Source organism: Brachymonas sp. J145, assembly GCF_036312245.1.
Lineage (GTDB): Bacteria > Pseudomonadota > Gammaproteobacteria > Burkholderiales > Burkholderiaceae_C > Brachymonas > Brachymonas wangyanguii.
In genome coordinates this window covers 63,962-81,482 of record NZ_JAZDCI010000001.1, presented here as the reverse complement: position 1 = coordinate 81,482, position 17,521 = coordinate 63,962, and the positions used below count along the sequence as shown (strand labels likewise).

Below are 17,521 nucleotides of genomic sequence, written 5' to 3'. Positions count from 1 at the left end.
CGTGCTGGATGCGGACGACAAAAAAGCCAGTTCCTTGTGGGAAACTGGCTTTTCTGAAGGATTCTGTTGGAATCCGAATAGGGTGGTGCCGACTGCCGGGATCGAACTGGCGACCTACGCGTTACGAGTGCGTTGCTCTACCAACTGAGCTAAGTCGGCGTACTGCATCAGATGCAGTGAAGCATTGATTCTAGCCTATTTGCCGGGTTGCAGGCCAGAGGTCACAGCAATTCGTCGGGTGCCAGCGGTGAAATAATCCACAAAATCGAGCGCAACAAGGCGCTGCTGTCGGGGTCTTTCAGCTGATCCGGTCCGCTGCCCGGTGGTTGCAGCTGCCACAGCAGGCTGCCATCGGGCTGCTGCAGCACTTTCCAGGTGCCGTTGTCGAGCAGTGGCTGCATGCGTTCGGTGATTTCGCGTGACAGCGCACGGCTGCGGATGATCAGCGCCACTTCGGTATTCTGCAGCTTGGAGCGCAGGTCCAGGTTCATCGAGCCGATGCTGAGGATGCGACCATCCACGATCACCAGCTTGGAGTGCAGGCTGGCGCGGCTGGGGGAACCGGAGGAGCCGAAGGCCGAGCGCACCGAAGACTGCTGCAGGGCGCGCATTTCGTAGAGCTGCACGCCCAGCGCGAGCAGGCGCTCACGGTAGCGCGCGTAGCCGATATGGGCAAAGGCCGCATCGGTGGACGAGAGCGAGTTGGTCAGCACCACGATCTTCACGCCGCGCTGGCGCAGTTCGGCGAAGCGCTCCATCATCTTGTCGCCTGGCACAAAGTAGGGCGACACAATCGTGATCTGCTGGCGCGCCTGCTGCATCATGTCCAGCAGGCCCTCGACCACGGTCGGGACGTCATCGCTGCTGTGGTCTTCCGGATCCAGCTTGGCCGGGCTGTCGCTCAGCAGCACGCTGGGGGCCCAGATCCAGGGCTGGCTGGCCAGTTCCATGGCTTGTGGGAAACTGCGCTGCGCCGGCGTTGTCTGTGTCGGGCCGATGCCGTGGCTGTCCGCTGCCGGTTCGCTGCTGCCGGAGGCCGGCGTCAGGGCGGCGATTTCCTTCTTGCTCAACAGTGTTTCCACCGGGTAGGCGAGCGGATTGTTCCAGTACTTGTCAAAGCTGGCCGACATGGCGCGTACCTGCTGGCCGGTGGCCAGTACGTCCAGATCGATGAAGTTGCTGCGATCGCCCTGGCCGAAGTAGACATCGCCCAGGTTGCGGCCACCCGTGATGCCGAAGGCGTTGTCGGCCAGGAACAGCTTGTTGTGCATGCGGTGCTGCATGCGCTTGAAATCGTGCAGCGAGCTCAGGATGCGCAAAAAGCCATTGCTGCGAGGTCCGCGGATCGGGTTGAACAGGCGGATTTCCACGCCGGGCACAAAGGCCAGTTGCAGCACCTGGGCGTCCGGCCCCTGGGTGTTGAAATCGTCCAGCAGGATGCGCACGCGCACGCCGCGTGCCGCAGCATCGCGCACCGCCAGCAGCAGTTCGCGCGTGGAGGCATCGGCATGAATGGCGTAGTACTGCAGGTCCAGCGTGCGCTGGGCTTGCTGCGTCAGGGCGAGCCGGGCAGAAAAGGCGGTATCGGCACTGCCGAGCAGGCGGAAGCCGGTGGTGTGGCGGCTGCCGGATTGCTGGCGCAACTGGCCAGCCAGCTGGCCCAGCGGCGTGGCCTGCTGCATCGGCAGGGCGTAGGAGGGTGTCTGCTGGTCATTGGCCGGCAGGTTGGCGCAGCCGCCCAGCACCAGCAACAGACCCAGCAGCCATGCCAGCAGCCAGCGTGGCTGGCGTGAGATGGGAGCGTGCGAGTGGGCGGGCATGGCAGTCCAGGAGATTAGCCGATTTCACCCAGGATTTCCCAGCGTTCCAGCGCAGTCATCAGGGCTTCCTCGATCTCGGTATCGCGCGCCTGCAGTGCCAGCGCGCGTTCCAGATCGCTGCTGTAGAGCGTGCCGTCGGCCAGTTCGGCCTGGATCGCCGTCTGTTCTGTCTCCAGCGATTCGATCAGCGCCGGCAGGGCGTCCAGCTCACGCTGTTCCTTGTAGCTGAGCTTGCGCTTGCCGCCACGCGGCGCGGCCGGGGCGGCGCTGTCGGCGGCGGCAGGCTTGCTGGCTGCCGGTTTCGGTTCGGCGCTGCGTGCCAGTTCGACAGCGCGCTGCGATTGCGTCAGCCAGTCCTGCACGCTGCCTTCGTATTCGCGCCAACGGCCATCGCCTTCGCTGACGATGGTGCTGGTGACCACGTTGTCCAGAAACTCGCGGTCGTGGCTGACCAGGAATACCGTGCCTTCGTAGTTCTGCAGCAGCTCTTCCAGCAGCTCCAGCGTATCGATATCGAGGTCGTTGGTGGGTTCGTCGAGCACCAGCACGTTGGCCGGACGCGCAAACAGGCGTGCCAGCAGCAGGCGGTTGCGCTCGCCACCGGACAGGCTGCGCACCGGCGAGGCGGCGCGTGCCGGGCTGAACAGGAAATCGCCCAGATAGCTTTTCACGTGCTGCTTGCGGCTGCCGATCTCGATCCACTCGCTGCCCGGGCTGATAAAGTCTTCCAGCGTGGCGTCCATGTCGATGCTGGCGCGCATCTGGTCAAAGTAGGCGACCTGCAGGTTGGCGCCCTGGCGCACGCTGCCGCTGTCCGGCGCGATTTCTCCGAGGATCAGCTTGAGCAGCGTGGTCTTGCCGGCACCGTTGGCGCCGATCAGGCCGACCTTGTCGCCGCGCAGGATGGTGGCGCTGAAATCACGCACGATGCTGCGTTCGCCATAGGCCTTGCTGACCTCTTTCAACTCGGCCACGATCTTGCCGCTGGGCACGCTGCTGTCCACGTCCAGCCGTACCCGGCCCACCGCTTCGCGCCGCTGTGCGCGCGCATCGCGCAACTGGTGCAGGCGTGCCACGCGGCTCTGGCTGCGCGTGCGGCGTGCTTCCACGCCCTTGCGGATCCAGACTTCTTCCTGCGCCAGCAGCTTGTCGGCGCGCGCATTGATGACGGCCTCCTGCGCCAGCTGCTCTTCCTTGAGGATCTGGTACTGCGCGAAGTTGCCCGGGTAACTGGTCAAGTGACCGCGGTCCAGCTCGACGATGCGGGTGCAGACGGCATCCAGAAAGGCGCGGTCGTGGCTGATGGTGACCACGCTGCCACGGAAGTTCTTCAGCAGCTCTTCCAGCCAGAGGATGGAATCCATGTCCAGGTGGTTGGTCGGCTCGTCCAGCAGCAGCACGTCGGGGCGCGTGACCAGCGCCTGCGCCAGCGCTACGCGCTTGCGCGTGCCGCCCGACAGGTCGCCGACGATGGCAGCACCGTCCAGACGCAGGCGCTGCAGGGTTTCTTCCACGCGCTGTTCCCAGGTCCAGCCGTCCAGTGCCTCGATGCGGCCCTGCAGCTGGTCCAGCGTGTGCGTGTCGGTGGTCTGCAGATAGCGTTCGCGCAGTTCCAGCACCTCGGCCAGGCCGGCACTGACCGCTTCAAACACCGTGTGCTGCGGGTCCAGTAGCGGTTCCTGTGCCACATAGACGACACGCACGCCTTGCTGCAGCTGCAGGTTGCCGTCGTCGGCCTGCTCCAGCCCGCCCAGGATGCGCAGCAGCGAGGACTTGCCGGCGCCATTGCGGCCGATCAGGCCGACGCGCTCACCGGTTTCGAGGGAAAAATCTGCGCCATCCAGCAGGGCCACGTGGCCAAAAGCCAGATGCGCGTTCAACAGGGTAATCAGTGCCATGGCGGGATTATGCGGCCTGCGGCCGGCAGACGGTAGAAGGGCTTGCACCCACGGTCATGCCACCGGCAACTGGGCAGGGGGCGGACAGACGGTGTGGAAGGGCGGGCATGGTGGCGCGCTGCAGGCAGGCGCATGCCGAAAGAGAGGTGGTGACGCCAGCCTGGAAGTAGGCCGTGCGCTTGGTGCCCCGGGTCGGACTCGAACCGACAAGCTATCGCTAGCGGGGGATTTTGAATCCCCTGTGTCTACCAATTCCACCACCGGGGCTTGTGAAGCCCTCCATTGTGCCATAGGTGTGACACGGCCTGCAGCAGAAATTGCAGCCCGTTCCGGCGATTCCGCACGCGTGGCGATGCGCGCTGTAGACCTATCCGGCGTGCGGTTCCGGCACCGGAAGTAGAATCGGGCAAAGCGATTGATTTCCCTACCCAGAACAGCTCCCATGACCTATCCCACCATCGAACAGTTCATCGGCAATACCCCGCTGGTGGCGCTGCAGCGCATTGGCGCGCCAGAGAATGCCGCACGCGGCAACATCATCCTGGGCAAGCTTGAAGGCAACAACCCGGCCGGCTCGGTGAAAGACCGCGCGGCGCTGTCCATGATCATGCAGGCCGAGGCGCGCGGCGAGATCCGCCCGGGCGACACCCTGATCGAGGCCACCAGTGGCAACACCGGCATCGCGCTGGCCATGGTGGCGGCGATCCGTGGCTACCGCATGCTGCTGATCATGCCGGAAGACCTGAGCATCGAGCGTGCGCAAAGCATGCGCGCCTATGGCGCCGAGCTGATCCTCACGCCCAAGAGCGGCGGCATGGAATACGCGCGCGACCTGGCGCTGCAGATGCAGGCCGACGGCAAGGGCAAGGTGCTGGACCAGTTTGGCAACCACGACAACCCGCTGATGCACTACCAGACCACCGGCCCGGAAATTTGGCGTGATACCGGTGGCCGCGTGACCCACTTTGTCAGCGCCATGGGCACGACCGGCACCATCACTGGCGTGAGCCGCTACCTGAAAGAGCAGAATCCGGACGTGCGCATCATCGGGGCACAACCGGCCGAAGGCTCGCGCATTCCCGGCATCCGCAAGTGGCCGGAAGAATACATGCCCAGCATCTACGATGCCAGCCTGGTGGATGAGCAGATTTCCGTAACCCAGGCCGATGCCGAAGACATGTGCCGCCAACTGGCGCGTGAAGAGGGCATTTTTGCCGGTATTTCCGCGGCGGGCGCGCTGTGGGTGGCCCAGCAGGTGGCCGCCACCGTGCGTGATGCCACCATCGTGTTCGTGGTCTGTGACCGCGGCGACCGCTATCTTTCTACCGGTGTCTTCCCGGCCTGACCATGACGACTGATATTGCTTTCGACGTTGAACTCGACGCCAGCGGCCTGAGCTGTCCGCTGCCCATCCTCAAGGCCAAGAAGGCGCTGAACACGCTGGAAAGCGGCCAGGTGCTGAAAATCATCACCACCGATCCCGGTGCGCTGCGCGATTTCCAGGCCTTTGCCGTGCAGACTGGCAATGCCTTGCTGGGCCAGCAGGAAGCGGGCGCCAGTTGCACCCACTACCTGAAGCGCCGCTGAGCGGCTGCCGATCGCTCAGAGCGTGCCAAAGATGCGGTCGCCCGCATCGCCCAGGCCCGGCACGATATAGCCCTTCTCGTTCAGGCCGCGGTCGATCGCCGCGGTGTAGATCGGCACGTCCGGATGCGCCTTGTGCAGCGTGGCAATGCCTTCCGGGCAGGTCAGCAGGCACATGAACTTGATGCTGCGCGGTTTCAGCGCACGGATCTTGTCGAGTGCGGCCACGGCCGAGTTGCCGGTGGCCAGCATCGGATCGACGACGATGGCATCGCGCTCTTCCATGTGGCTCGGCATCTTGAAATAGTATTCGACCGCCTGCAGCGTCTGCGGGTCGCGGTATAGGCCGATATGGCCGACGCGCGCGCCCGGCACGATGCTCAGCATGCCATCCAGCAGGCCGTTGCCGGCGCGCAGGATGCTGATCAGCGCCAGTTTCTTGCCGTCGATGATCTGGCCGGTGGTGGTTTCCAGCGGCGTTTCGACCTCGATCTCCTGCATCGGCATGTCGCGCGTGATTTCGTAGGCCATCAGCGCGCTCAGCTCGTTGAGCAGGCGGCGGAAGGAGCTGGTGCTGGCCTGCTTGTTGCGCATCAGCGTGAGCTTGTGCTGGATCAGCGGGTGGGTGATGTGGTGGACTTCGGACATGGTGGTGTTCCTGCGGATTAGCGGCGGCGGCCCAGGATGCCTCCGAGCACGCCACGGATGATTTCACGGCCGGCGCTGCGCACCGCCGACTTGGCCATCGACTGCACCAGGCCATCGTACTGGCCGCCACGCGGGCCGGTACGGCCAAACAGCGCTTCCTTGACCATGGTGCCCATGCCGCCGAGCATGCCGCTGTCTTCGGCGGCAGCAGCCGCTGCGCCCTTGGAGCCGGCCTTGCCGGCATCAGCTGGCATGGCGCGCTTCTGCATCAGAATCTCGTAGGCGGATTCGCGGTCAATGGTTTTTTCGTAGGTGCCGGCGACCAGCGAACGGGCCATCAGCGACTGGCGCTGTTGCGGCGTGATCGGGCCGATCTGGCTGCCTGGCGGCACGACAAACACGCGCTGCGTGATGCCGGGGCGGCCTTTTTCGTCGAGGAAGCTGACCAGTGCCTCGCCGGTGCCGAGTTCGGTAATGGCTTCGACGATGTTGATGTCGGGATTGCTGCGCATGGTTTCGGCGGTGGCCTTGACCGCCTTCTGGTCACGCGGGGTGAAGGCGCGCAGGGCGTGCTGCACGCGGTTGCCGAGCTGCGCCAGCACGGTATCGGGCACGTCGATCGGGTTCTGCGTGACGAAATAGACGCCCACGCCCTTGGAGCGCACCAGGCGCACCACCAGTTCGATGCGCTCCAGCAGCACCTTGGGCGCGTCGTCGAACAGCAGGTGCGCCTCGTCGAAGAAGAACACCAGCTTCGGCTTTTCCGGATCGCCGATTTCAGGCAGCTGCTCGAACAGCTCGGACAGCAGCCAGAGCAGGAAGCTGCCGTACAGGCGTGGTGCCTGCAGCAGCTTGTCCGAGGCCAGGATGTTGATCATGCCCTTGCCGCCATCGGTCTGCATCAGGTCGGCGATGTCGAGCATGGGCTCGCCAAAGAACTGGTTGCCGCCTTGTGTCTCGAGCTGCAGCAGGCCGCGCTGGATGGCGCCGACGCTGGCGCTGCTGATGTTGCCGTACTCGGTGGTGAACTGCTTGGCGTTCTCGCCCACGTACTGCAGCATGCTGCGCAGGTCCTTCAGGTCGAGCAGCAGCAGGCCGTTGTCATCGGCGATCTTGAACACCAGGTTGAGCACGCCGCTTTGCGTGTCGTTCAGGTCCAGCATGCGCGACAGCAGCAGCGGGCCCATGTCGCTGATGGTGGTGCGCACCGGGTGGCCCTGCTCGCCGAATACGTCCCAGAAGGTGGTGGGGCAGGCGACCGGTTCAGGCAGGGCAATGCCGCGCTCCTGCAGCACACCGGCCATCTTGCTGCCGATGCTGCCCTGCTGGCTGATGCCGCTCAGGTCGCCCTTGATGTCGGTCATGAATACCGGCACGCCGATAGCGGAAAAGGCTTCGGCCATTTTCTGCAGCGTGACGGTCTTGCCGGTACCGGTGGCACCGGTAATCAGGCCGTGGCGGTTGGCCAGACCAGGCAGCAAGTGGCAGCTGGTGTGCGAATTCTGGGCGATCAGCAGGGGTTCGGCCATGGAAGTGCTCCGTGCAACGGGATCAAAAGTAGAATGCTGGGTGTTGCAGCAAGGGCTAACCCCCCAGAAAGAATACAGAGGATTATCCACCATGGCAGGTCATAGCAAATGGGCCAACATCCAGCATCGCAAAGGTCGTCAGGACGAAAAGCGCGGCCGTATCTGGACGCGCCTGATCCGTGAAATCATTGTGGCGGCGCGTCAGGGTGGCGGCGATCTGAACGCCAACCCGCGTCTGCGCCTGGCGGTAGACAAGGCCAAGGCCGCCAACATGCCGGCCGACAACATCAAGCGCAATATCGACAAGGCCACCGGCAACCTCGAGGGCGTGCAGTACGAGGAAATCCGCTACGAAGGCTACGGCATCGGCGGTGCCGCCGTCATGGTGGACACGATGACCGACAACCGCGTGCGTACCGTGGCCGAAGTGCGTCACATCCTGAGCAAGAACGGCGGCAACCTGGGCACCGAAGGCTCGGTGGTGTTCCAGTTCAAGCACTGCGGCCAGCTGTTTTTTGCCCCCGGCACCGATGAAGACAAGGTGATGGAAGTGGCGCTCGAATCCGGCGCCGAAGACGTGATCACCGATGACGATGGCGCGATCGAGGTGCTGACGCCGCCGGCCGAGTTCGAGGCGGTGAAGAACGCGCTCGAGGCCGCCGGCCTGGTGCCGGAGCTGGCAGAAGTCACCATGCGTGCCGAAAACAGCATTGCGCTCACCGGCGAAGATGCTGCCAAAATGCAAAAACTGCTCGACATGCTCGAGGATCAGGACGACGTGCAGAACGTCTACCACAACGCTGAACTGGATCTGGGAGAGTAAACGATGCAAGTACTGGTGATTGGCGGCGGTGGCCGCGAACATGCGCTGGCCTGGAAACTGGCGCAATCCGAACGCGTCAACAAGGTCTATGTGGCGCCCGGCAACGGTGGCACCGCGCACGAGAACAAGCTCGAAAACCTGCCGCCCATGGATCTGGACACGCTGTGCCAGTGGGCGCTGCAGCACAAGATCGAACTCACCGTGGTTGGCCCCGAGGCACCGCTGGCAGGCGGCGTGGTGGACAAGTTCCGCGCTGCCGGCCTGCGCATCTTCGGCCCTACGCAACAGGCGGCCCAGCTGGAAAGCTCCAAGGCCTTCAGCAAGGATTTCATGCAGCGCCACGGCATCCCGACGGCGGCGTTTGACACCTTTACCGATCCTGCCGCAGCCCATGCCTACGTGGACAAGCTGGGCGCGCCCATCGTGATCAAGGCCGATGGCCTGGCCGCCGGCAAGGGCGTGGTAGTGGCGATGACGCTGCAGGAAGCGCATGACGCCATCGATTTCATGCTGGTCGACAACACCCTGGGCGTGCAGCACAACGAGGGTGGTGCCCGCGTGGTGATCGAGGAATTCCTGCAGGGCGAGGAAGCCAGCTTCATGGTGGTGTGTGACGGCACGGAAGTGGTGGCGCTGGCCACCAGCCAGGACCACAAGCGCCTGCAGGACAACGACCAGGGCCCGAACACCGGCGGCATGGGGGCCTATTCCCCGGCACCCATCGTCACGGCCGACGTGCACGCCCGCGCCATGCGCGAGGTGATCCTGCCGACGCTGCGCGGCATGGCCAAGGACGGTATTCCCTACACCGGATTCCTCTACGCCGGCTTGATGATCAGTCCCGAAGGCCAGCTCAAGACGCTGGAATTCAACTGCCGCATGGGCGACCCGGAAACCCAGCCGATCCTGATGCGCCTCAAGTCCGACCTGGTCGAGCTGCTGATGGCGGCGACCGAACCGGCTACCGGTACCGGCAAGCACCTGGCCGATGTCGAGCCGCAATGGGATCGCCGTGTCGCACTGGGCGTGGTAGTGGCTGCTCCGGGTTATCCGATGCACCCGCGTACCGGCGAGGCCATCTGCCAGCTGCCGCAGGATGTCGAGGAAGAGCTCAAGGTATTCCACGCTGGCACGCGCCTGCAGGAAGACGGCACGCTGGTCAGCAGCGGTGGGCGCGTGCTGTGCGTGACGGCGCTGGCCGACAGCGTGCGCCAGGCGCAGGCCAAGGCCTATGCCGCGATGCAGGAAGTGCAGCTGCCGCAGATGCAGTTCCGTACCGATATCGGCTTCCGCGCCGTGCCTTCGACCGTTTCGCAGGCATGACCGGGCCGGAGGTGACGCCGCCTGCAGCGGCAACAGGAACAGGACGCATGCGGGGTCTGCAGGTCTATCCGATGCCGGCGCAGCCGGTCTTTCCCGGTCGTGGCAGCAAGCTGGCCGGCAAGATGCTGCAATGGCTGGGCTGGAAGTCCTACTTCAATGGCCTGCCCGAGACGCGTGGCCTGGTCGTGGTCTATCCGCACACCTCCAACTGGGATTTTTCGGTCGGCCTGCTGTTCAAGTGGGCGATTGGCGTACCCTTCCGTTTCTGGATCAAGGACAGCGTGGTGAACGTGCCGGTGCTGGGCAACTGGATCCGCGCGATTGGTGGCGTTGCCATCAACCGCCGCGCTGCGCATGGCGTGGTCGAGGAAACCGTGGCGCAGATGCGCCAGGCCGATTTCTTCTGGCTGGCCGTCACGCCCGAGGGCACGCGCAGCAAGACCAATGGCTGGCGTACCGGTTTCTACCACCTGTGGCGCGCCGCCGATTGTCCGCTCGGCCTGGCTTTTATTGATTTTGGCAAGAAGGAGGTCGGCGTGCAGCACTTCGCACGCTGCAGCGGTGACATGGAGGCCGATTTTGCCGGCCTGGCCGAGTATTACGCCGGCCGCTCCGGCTACCACCCCGACAACGCGGCGCCAGTGCGCCCGTTTGACCGCCAGGCTTCCCGCGACGGCTCCAGGTCCTGAGCCGCCCGCATTTTCCGGATATCCGCATGACAGATTCCCTGACCGCAGCGGCCGACACCCAGGCCGTGCTGAGCTATCTCACCGGCCTGCAACAGCGCATCACCGATGCCGTGGCCGCCTTTGAACCCGAAGCCCGCTTTGTCGTGGACGACTGGCAGAAGGCGCCGGGCGAGCTGCTGCAGGGCCGTGGCCGCACCATGATCCTGGAAGGCGGCGAGGTGTTCGAGCGCGCCGGCGTCGGCCTGTCGCATGTGCGCGGCCCGCAGCTGCCGCACTCGGCGACGCAGCATCGCCCGGAGCTGGCCGGTGCGCCGTTCGAGGCCATGGGCGTGTCGCTGGTGTTCCACCCGCGCAACCCCTACGTGCCCACCGTGCACATGAACGTGCGCATGCTGGCGGCCTTGCCGGCTGGCGGCAGCCCGGTGTGCTGGTTTGGCGGCGGCATGGACCTGACGCCGTACTACGGTCAGCGTGAAGACTGCGTGCATTTCCACCAGACCTGCCACGATGCGCTGCAACCGTTTGGCGAGGACAAGTACCCGCGCTTCAAGCGATGGTGCGACGAATATTTCTACCTGAAGCACCGCCAGGAGCAACGCGGCGTAGGTGGCATCTTCTTTGACGATTTCTCCGAGTTCGACCACGCACGCAACTTTGCCATGCTGCAGGCGGTCGGCGACGGCTTTCTGCCGGCCTATATCCCGATCGTGCAGCGCCGCAAGGACCAGGCGTGGGGCGAGCGCGAGCGCAGCTTCCAGCTCTATCGCCGTGGCCGCTACGTCGAATTCAACCTGGTCTGGGACCGTGGCACGCACTTCGGCCTGCAGTCCGGTGGCCGTACCGAATCGATCCTGCTGTCGATGCCGCCGCAGGCCAGCTGGGCCTATCGCCGTGGCGAGCAGCCGGGCAGTGCCGAGGCGCGCCTGTATACCGAGTTCCTGCCGCGGCAGGACTGGCTGGCGGCCTGACCATGCCCATCAAGCGAATCGGCATTTACGGCGGTGCCTTTGACCCGCCACACCTGGCCCATGTGGGGCTGGCGGCGGCGGCCGTGGCGCAGCTGCAGCTGGACCTGCTGTATGTGGTGCCCACCGGCCAGCCCTGGATGAAGCAGCGCCGGCTGAGCGCCTCGCGTCACCGCATGGTGATGGCGCAGCTGGCGTTTGCCAGCCTGCCGCAGGTGCAGGTGGACGATTGCGAGGTGCAGCGCGGCACCATCACCTACACCATCGATACCCTGCAGGAGCTGCAGGAGCGCCATGCCGCGCGGCATGAACAGGAAGTCGAATGGTTCCTGCTGATGGGGCAGGACCTGCTGCTGACACTGCCGCAATGGCAGCGCGCCGAAGACCTGCTGCGGCAGGTGACGGTGGCAGTGCTGTGTCGCCCCGACGGCCAGCAGGGCAGCGGCCAGCTGGAGCTGGACCTGCAGCAGTTGCGCCAGCAGCTGCCGGCCCTGCGCACCGAAGTGCTGCAGCTACCGCCCAGCGATTTCAGCTCCACCCGCATCCGCGCCGGCGTGCTGGAGCGTGAGCACGAAAGCCCCGAGCAGCTGGAGGACTGGCTGCAAACCCTTGTGCCCCCAGCCGTAGCACAGTATATTGCGCACCATAAACTTTATCTTTCACCAGACACCCTGATGGCCACTGAACGTTCCGCAGTCAAGAAGACCCCTCCCAAGCCGCCCGTCCGCGAGGCAAATCCCGAAACCGATCTGCCCATGGGCGATGACGGCATTGCCGAAGACAGCCCGGCTGCGGCCAAGATGATCCAGAAGCTGCAGCGCGCCATCGTCGATGGCCTGGAGGATGTGAAGGCCCAGAACATCGTGGTCTACAACACGGCGCACCTGTCGCCGCTGTTCGAACGCGTGATCATCGCTTCCGGTACCTCCAACCGCCAGACCAAGGCGCTGGCCTCCAGCGTGCGCGATGCCGTGCGCGAAGCCGGCTTTCCCAAGCCGCGCAGCGAAGGCGAGGAAAACGGCGAGTGGATCATCGTGGACTGCGGCAGCGCCGTGGTGCACGTGATGCAGCCGGCGATCCGCCAGTACTACATGCTGGAAGACATCTGGGGCGAGAAGCCGGTGCGCATGCGCCTGGGCAAGCCCGCCGCCAGCCGTCGCCAGCCCGCTGCCGCCAAGCCTGCCACGGCAGCCAAGCCCGCGGCAGCGCGCAAGCCGCGCGCCACTACGGCCAAGCCGGCTGCTGATGCCGCCACGACGGAGGCCAAGCCCGCCACTACGCCGCGCCGCCGTACCGCCAGCGCTGCACCCGAGGTCAAGCTGATCGTCGGCAAGACCGTGGGCAGCAAGCCGGTCGGCAAGGCCTGAGCGGGCGGCACGGATTCCCGCAGGCTGGCCATGAAACTGGTCATCGTGGCCGTGGGCCAGAAAATGCCGGACTGGGCGCAGACCGCGTTTGACGATTACGCCAAGCGCTTTCCGCCCGAGTTGCGGCTGGATTGCCGCACCGTCAAGACCGAACCGCGCAGCGGCGGCAAGACCCCCCAGCAGATGATGCAGGCCGAGATGCAGCGCATCGAGGCCGCCATCGACGGCGGCACGCAGAAAGGCCGCCGCGTGGTGGCACTGGACGAGCGCGGTACCGCACTCACCACCAGGGCGCTGGCCGAGCGCCTGCACGGCTGGCAGCAGCAGGGCGATGACGTGGCGCTGCTGATTGGCGGGCCGGACGGCCTGCACCCCGACCTGCGCCAGCAGGCGCATGAGCGCATCCGCCTGTCCGACATGACGTTGCCGCACGCCATGGCGCGTGTGTTGCTGGTGGAGCAGCTGTACCGCGCCTGGTCGGTGAATGCCGGCCATCCTTACCACCGCGAATAAGCATGTTGCAGGATTTTGTCTACCTGGCCTCGCAAAGCCCGCGCCGCCGCCAGCTGCTGGAGCAGATCGGCGTGGCGCATCAATTGCTGCTGCCCGGCCCCGAAGAAGATGCCGAAAGCCTGGAAGCCGAGCTGCCAGGCGAGCTGGCACATGCCTATGTGCAGCGCGTGACCCGGCTCAAGCTCGAAGCCGCGGTGCGACGCTGGCAGGCGCGCGGCCTGCCGCCGGCGCCCATCCTGTGTGCCGATACCACGGTCACGCTGGACGAGCGCATCCTCGGCAAGCCGGCCGACGACGGCCAGGCGCTGGAGATGCTGCGCCGCCTGTCCGGCCGCCGGCACCAGGTGCTGACGGCCGTCGCCATCGCGCTGTCGCAGGCCGATGGCGTGCGCATGGAGCAGGCGCTGTCCGAATCCGAAGTGGTGTTCGATACGCTGGACGAGGCGCGCATGGCCGCTTATGTGCAGACTGGCGAGCCGTTTGGCAAGGCCGGCGGCTATGGCGTGCAGGGCCATGCCGCCACGTTGATCACGCGCATCGAGGGCAGCTTCTCCGGCATCATGGGATTGCCGCTGTTCGAAACCGCCCGGTTGTTGCGCACTTTCGGGTGGACAATATGAGCATCGGCCTGCGACAGTCGCAGGCGCTGGATTCTCATTCATGCAACAAGACATTCTGATCAACTGGTCTCCGCAGGAGACCCGGGCGGCCGTCGTCGAAAACGGCGTGGTGCAGGAACTGCACGTGGAGCGCGAGCTGCAGCGCGGCCTGGTGGGTAATATCTATCTGGGCAAGGTAGCACGCGTGTTGCCCGGCATGCAATCGGCATTCATCGATATCGGCCTGGAGCGCGCCGCCTTCCTGCACGTGGCCGACGTCTGGCAGCGTGGCCAGGGTCGTGACCGGCGCGAGGAAGAGGGCGAACGCTCGCAGCAGGCACCCAAGCCGATCGAGAAACTGGTGTTTGAAGGCCAGACGCTGATGGTGCAGGTGATCAAGGACCCGCTCGGCAGCAAGGGCGCGCGCCTGTCCACCCATATCAGCATCGCCGGTCGCCTGATGGTGCACCTGCCGCGTGACGACGGCAGCATTGGCGTATCGCAGAAGATTGCACTGGAGCAGCGCGATGTCCTGCGCCAGCGCGTGCAGCAGCTGATGGAGACGCTGCCGCCCGAGCCCGGGCTGGACCGTCCCGGCGGCTATATCGTGCGCACCAATGCCGAAGACGCGCCCGATACCGACCTGCAGGAAGACATGCTGTATCTGCGCAAGGCCGCGGCGCGCGTGCGCCAGGCCGCGCGTACGCTGCCGGCCCCGTCATTGCTGCACCAGGACCTGAACCTGATGCAGCGCGTGCTGCGCGACATGGTGGATGAGCACACCGCCAGCGTACGCATCGATTCGCGCACGCAGCATGCGGTGCTGCTGGCGTTTGGCCAGACCTTCATGCCGAACGCGGTGCAGAAGCTGGCGCTGTACAGCGGCGAGCGGCCGATTTTTGACCTCTACAACATCGACGAGGAAGTGGCGCAGGCGATGGGCCGCCGCGTGGACCTGAAATCCGGCGGCTATCTGGTGATGGACCAGACCGAGGCGCTGACCACGATCGACGTCAACACCGGTGGTTTTGTCGGCACGCGCAATTTCGACGAGACCATCTTCAAGACCAACCTGGAGGCGGCGCAGGCGATTGCGCGCCAGCTGCGGCTGCGCAACCTGGGCGGCATCATCATCGTGGACTTTATCGACATGCAGCGTGCCGAGCATCGCGAGGGCGTGCTGGCCGAATTGCGCAAGCAGCTGCAACGCGACCGCATCAAGACCACGGTGGGGGATTTTTCGCAGCTGGGGCTGCTGGAGATGACACGCAAGCGCACGCGCGAATCGCTGGAGCGCATGCTGTGCGAACCCTGCCCGGCTTGCGAAGGGCGCGGCACCGTCAAGACCCCGCGCAGCGTGGCCTACGAGATCCTGCGCGAGGTACTGCGCGAGGCGCGCCAGTTCCACCCGGCCGAGTTCCGCATCCTGGCAGCACCGCAGGTAATCGACCTGTTCCTGGACGAGGAAAGCCAGCACCTGGCTTCGCTCAGCGAGTTCATCGGCAAGCCGATCTCGCTGCAGGCCGAGGGCCTGTTCTCGCAGGAACAGTACGACGTGGTGCTGATGTAAGCTGCCGGCCGGCGGCGCTCACTGCGCCAGGCCGTGGTGCTGTAGGCGTGCGTAGGCGCCGCCCAGCGCCAGCAGCTCGGCGTGCGTGCCCTGTTCGACGATGCGGCCTTGCTCCATCACCACCACGCGGTCGGCGTGCTCGATGGTGCTCAGGCGGTGTGCCACGATCAGCGTGGTGCGGCCCTGCATCAGGCGCTGCAGCGCTTCCTGCACCAGGCGTTCCGATTCGTTGTCGAGCGCCGAGGTGGCTTCGTCGAGGATCAGGATGGGCGCGTTCTTGTAGATGGCGCGTGCAATCGCCAGGCGCTGGCGCTGGCCGCCGGACAGCTGGGTGGCGTTGTGGCCGACTTCGGTATCGATGCCGGCCGGCAGGCGCGCCACATGGCTGGCCAGATTCGCCGCTTCCAGCGCCTGCTCCACGCGGGCGCGGTCGATCTCCTGACCCAGCGCGACGTTGGCGGCAATCGTCTGGTTCAGCATCACCACGTCCTGGCTGACCATGGCGATCTGCTGGCGCAGCGCGGCCAGCGGCCACTGGTCGAGTGCGATGCCGTCGAGCTCGACCTGGCCGCCGGTGGGCAGCACAAAGCGCGGCAGCAGGTTGACCAGCGTGGTCTTGCCCGATCCCGAGGGGCCGACCAGCGCTACCACTTCGCCGGGACGGATCTCCAGGCTGACCTGTTGCAGGGCCGCGCCCTGATCGGCATCGGCCGCCAGCTCGGGCGGAATGCCGGCGCTGGCGGCCTGCTGCTCGCGCGCTTCCAGGCTGTCGTCTGGTTCCGGTGCCTCGACCGGAATCGTGTTGGGCAGGTCATGCGGTGCCACGCCAGGGGATTGCGAGGGGTAGCGCACGGTCACGTTGTCGAAGCGGATCTCGCCGCGCACCTGGGCTGGCAGCGGGCTGCTGGCGGGCGTTTCGGCTTCCTGTTCGGGGCGCACGGTTTCGACCATGGCCAGGCCGCGTTCCAGCGCGGCCACGCCGCGCGTGATCGGGCTGGCGACATCGGCCAGGCGACGGATGGGCGCCACCAGCAGCAGCATGGCAGTGACGAAGGCGACAAAGCCGCCGACCGTGACTTCGCGTTCGCTGCCCTGCAGCGATTGCGATTGCCACAGCGCAATCGTCAGCACGCCGGACAGGGCGATGGCGGCGACCGACTGCGTGAGCGGTGTCATCGCGGCGCTGGCGACGGTGGACTTGAGTGCCAGCTGGCGCAGCTTGCGGCTCAGGATGTGGAAACGGCCCGCCTGCTGTTCCTGTGCGCCATGCAGGCGCACCATGCGGTGTGCCAGCACGTTTTCCTCGACCACATAGGCGAGTTCATCGGTGGCTTTCTGGCTCTGCTTGGCCAGGCCGTAGAGGCGACGTGACAGCTTGCGCATGACCCAGGACATGCCGGGCACCAGTATCACGATCACCATGGTGAGCTGCCAGTTGAGATAGAGCAGGTAGCCGACCAGCGCCACCAGCGTGCAGAAGTCGCGCGTCATGCCCATCAGTGCCTGCACCAGCTGGGTGGCGCCGTTCTGCACTTCGTAGACCACGGTGTTGGACAGGCTGCTGGCCGACTGGCGTGCGAACAGGCCGAGATCGGCATCGAGCAGGCGGCCGAACATTTCGCGGCGCAGTTTGACCATGCCGTCGTTGGCGATGCGGGACAGCGCGTACTGGGCGATAAAGCCGCCGACGCCGCGCACGATGAACAGGAACAGCACGGCGGCCGGCACCAGCCAGATATTCAGCGTGCCATCGGTAAAGCCATGGTCCAGCAGCGGCTTGAGCAGCGCCGGCACCGCCGGTTCGGTCAGCGCGCTGAGCACCGTGGCCAGTACGGCAATCACCCACCATTTGGGATCGGCACCGAAATAGGCGGCGACACGGCGCAAGCGCACCAGCAGCGAATGCTGGCTGGGAACAAAGTCGGAGGCAGTGCTGCCCCGATGCGTGGTGGCGCTGTCAGCAGCACCCTGGGGGGAATCGTTCATGGCAGTCCGGTGACAGGGAATGCCTGCATTGTAGTGCGCGCGTGCGACGCGGGCCGGACATGCAGGGTGTCGCCATTGCTTACCCTTTGTAACCCGTTGCGCAGCCAGTCTGTCACGGGCATGGCCTACCATGTTCCGATCACGACGGCTGCCGGCATGTTGCCAGCGGCCAGTCATCGCCTGTTGCGCTGCTGATTGGTGGCAGTG

The 17,521-nt window shown here is 65.5% G+C and carries 15 protein-coding genes, 2 tRNA genes and 1 pseudogene; 11 read left to right on the top strand and 7 right to left on the bottom strand.

Translation table 11 applies throughout. The features are described from left to right. Positions 1-83 precede the first annotated feature (83 nt). The 4 genes from V1261_RS00355 to V1261_RS00340 form a co-directional block, all read right to left on the bottom strand. Positions 84-159 (bottom strand) — tRNA-Thr (locus V1261_RS00355). 62 nt (positions 160-221) lie between these two features. Beyond that, entirely contained in the window at positions 222-1,820 is a 1,599-nt protein-coding gene (locus tag V1261_RS00350) for a phospholipase D-like domain-containing protein (RefSeq protein ID WP_329769330.1), read from the bottom strand. A 14-nt stretch (positions 1,821-1,834) separates the two neighbouring features. Continuing rightward, the gene (locus V1261_RS00345) at positions 1,835-3,718 is read right to left on the bottom strand and encodes an ATP-binding cassette domain-containing protein (RefSeq protein WP_329769329.1); all 1,884 of its coding nucleotides are present in this window, start codon (positions 3,716-3,718) and stop codon (positions 1,835-1,837) included. Between the two features lie 180 nt (positions 3,719-3,898). After that, positions 3,899-3,985 (bottom strand) — tRNA-Leu (locus V1261_RS00340). A gap of 175 nt (positions 3,986-4,160) precedes the next feature. Here V1261_RS00340 and cysM point away from each other — a divergent pair. Together cysM and V1261_RS00330 are read left to right on the top strand one after the other, a co-directional pair. After that, positions 4,161-5,063: a cysteine synthase CysM gene (cysM, locus tag V1261_RS00335; protein WP_329769328.1), complete on the top strand. Its 903-nt coding sequence runs from the start codon at positions 4,161-4,163 to the stop codon at positions 5,061-5,063. A gap of 2 nt (positions 5,064-5,065) precedes the next feature. Continuing rightward, on the top strand, positions 5,066-5,305 hold the full coding sequence (locus V1261_RS00330; RefSeq protein ID WP_329769326.1) for a sulfurtransferase TusA family protein: 240 nt from the start codon (positions 5,066-5,068) through the stop codon (positions 5,303-5,305). A 15-nt stretch (positions 5,306-5,320) separates the two neighbouring features. On the opposite strand, the gene upp is transcribed toward V1261_RS00330, so the two are convergent. Then, the gene (upp, locus tag V1261_RS00325) at positions 5,321-5,950 is read right to left on the bottom strand and encodes a uracil phosphoribosyltransferase (protein WP_329769325.1); all 630 of its coding nucleotides are present in this window, start codon (positions 5,948-5,950) and stop codon (positions 5,321-5,323) included. Between the two features lie 17 nt (positions 5,951-5,967). Then, entirely contained in the window at positions 5,968-7,479 is a 1,512-nt protein-coding gene (locus V1261_RS00320) for a helicase HerA-like domain-containing protein (protein WP_329769324.1), read from the bottom strand. Positions 7,480-7,570: 91 nt separating this feature from the next. On the opposite strand from V1261_RS00320, the gene V1261_RS00315 reads away from it, so the two are divergent. The 9 genes and pseudogenes from V1261_RS00315 (at position 7,571) to rng (ending at position 15,328) form a co-directional block, all read left to right on the top strand. Continuing rightward, on the top strand, positions 7,571-8,302 hold the full coding sequence (locus tag V1261_RS00315) for a YebC/PmpR family DNA-binding transcriptional regulator (protein WP_329769323.1): 732 nt from the start codon (positions 7,571-7,573) through the stop codon (positions 8,300-8,302). Between the two features lie 3 nt (positions 8,303-8,305). Further along, positions 8,306-9,625, top strand: a complete 1,320-nt coding sequence (gene purD / locus V1261_RS00310; protein WP_329769321.1) for a phosphoribosylamine--glycine ligase — start codon at positions 8,306-8,308, stop codon at positions 9,623-9,625. A gap of 47 nt (positions 9,626-9,672) precedes the next feature. Continuing rightward, positions 9,673-10,314, top strand: coding sequence for a 1-acyl-sn-glycerol-3-phosphate acyltransferase (locus tag V1261_RS00305; protein WP_329769319.1), 642 nt, complete (start codon positions 9,673-9,675; stop codon positions 10,312-10,314). A gap of 26 nt (positions 10,315-10,340) precedes the next feature. Then, positions 10,341-11,282 (top strand): oxygen-dependent coproporphyrinogen oxidase, encoded by a 942-nt coding sequence (gene hemF, locus V1261_RS00300; RefSeq protein ID WP_329769318.1) that lies wholly within the window; start codon positions 10,341-10,343, stop codon positions 11,280-11,282. A 2-nt stretch (positions 11,283-11,284) separates the two neighbouring features. Then, positions 11,285-11,923 (top strand): annotated as a pseudogene (gene nadD / locus V1261_RS00295) (nicotinate (nicotinamide) nucleotide adenylyltransferase); the annotation flags it as partial. A 111-nt stretch (positions 11,924-12,034) separates the two neighbouring features. Further along, positions 12,035-12,646, top strand: a complete 612-nt coding sequence (rsfS, locus tag V1261_RS00290) for a ribosome silencing factor (protein ID WP_329769803.1) — start codon at positions 12,035-12,037, stop codon at positions 12,644-12,646. 30 nt (positions 12,647-12,676) lie between these two features. Continuing rightward, the gene (gene rlmH / locus V1261_RS00285) at positions 12,677-13,159 is read left to right on the top strand and encodes a 23S rRNA (pseudouridine(1915)-N(3))-methyltransferase RlmH (protein ID WP_329769316.1); all 483 of its coding nucleotides are present in this window, start codon (positions 12,677-12,679) and stop codon (positions 13,157-13,159) included. 5 nt (positions 13,160-13,164) lie between these two features. After that, complete coding sequence (locus V1261_RS00280) at positions 13,165-13,779, top strand: Maf family protein (protein ID WP_329769802.1); 615 nt, start codon at positions 13,165-13,167, stop codon at positions 13,777-13,779. A gap of 40 nt (positions 13,780-13,819) precedes the next feature. Next, positions 13,820-15,328, top strand: coding sequence for a ribonuclease G (gene rng / locus V1261_RS00275; protein WP_329769315.1), 1,509 nt, complete (start codon positions 13,820-13,822; stop codon positions 15,326-15,328). Between the two features lie 18 nt (positions 15,329-15,346). On the opposite strand, the gene V1261_RS00270 is transcribed toward rng, so the two are convergent. Further along, the gene (locus V1261_RS00270) at positions 15,347-17,314 is read right to left on the bottom strand and encodes an ABC transporter transmembrane domain-containing protein (protein WP_329769313.1); all 1,968 of its coding nucleotides are present in this window, start codon (positions 17,312-17,314) and stop codon (positions 15,347-15,349) included. Between the last annotated feature and the right edge of the window lie 207 nt (positions 17,315-17,521).